This is a genomic window from Candidatus Nanopusillus massiliensis, assembly GCF_920984865.1.
Window position 1 is genome coordinate 521,364 of sequence record NZ_OV100765.1, and the last position, 980, is coordinate 522,343.

General features: G+C 24.9%; 1 protein-coding gene and 1 pseudogene. Both read left to right on the plus strand.

Annotated elements, in window-relative coordinates:
- Nucleotides 1-467 precede the first annotated feature (467 nt).
- On the plus strand, nucleotides 468-755 hold the full coding sequence (locus LUA84_RS03600; RefSeq protein ID WP_231434488.1) for an alanyl-tRNA editing protein: 288 nt from the start codon (nucleotides 468-470) through the stop codon (nucleotides 753-755).
- Nucleotides 718-980 (plus strand): annotated as a pseudogene (locus LUA84_RS03605) (alanyl-tRNA editing protein); the annotation flags it as partial. The gene LUA84_RS03600 and the pseudogene LUA84_RS03605, both read left to right, overlap by 38 nt.

The window sequence follows — 980 nt, forward strand, 5'->3', positions numbered from 1 at the left end:
TCTCGTCCAATATCAAATATTTATTGCGATATAATTATACCTAAAATACTTTTCTGCAAATTCTCTTCCTGAATTTTCATAACGTTTATAATTTATATTCATATATTTTAGCATTTTTTTAATTGAGCTTCTCTTATTTTTAAATAGCATAATTAATTCCTCTCCATAACCCAAATATTCCAACCATTCTGCAATTTTTATTTCTCCTACTTCACATACTCTAAGATTTTCACATTCTTTTATAAATCCTTTTGTAAAATAATATATAGCTGCANGATTTATATTTTCTATATCATCTCCTATNNTACTATCTAAACTATCTGATTTTCTCATGATTATATCTTTAAAAGAAAGACAAATAAAAATATCCTTATATTATTTTCTATGCTTAAAAACTTTTCTGGCAGGATCAATATTTAAAGGAATTTGAAGGAAAAGTTGTTGAAATTAGAGGAAAAGAAGTTATTTTGGATACAATTGCATTTTATGCAAGAAGNNGTGGTCAACCAGGAGATACTGGAGAAATAAATGGAATAAAAGTAATAGATNNNNATTATGATGATAAAGGAAATATTATACATTTATTAGAAAAAGAACCAAATTTTAAAGCTGGAGATATTGTTAAAGGAAAAATAGATTGGGAAAGAAGGTATAAATTAATGAGATTACATACAGCTTTACATATATTGTCTGCAGTATTAAATAATATGTTCGGCAATGAAAAAATTACCGGAAGCCAAATATATAAAGGATAAAGCAAGAATAGATTTCGATTTAGATAAATTAGATGATGAATTAGTAAAAAAGATTGAAGAAAAAGCAAATGAAATTATTAATAAAGATTTACCTGTATATGCAAAATTTGTAAGCAAAGAAGAAGTTGAAAAAATGCCACAATTAAAAAGATTAATGGATGAAAAAAGATATGAAAAATATGATGTTCTAATAGCAGCTGGTATTGGAGATATTGATATACAATT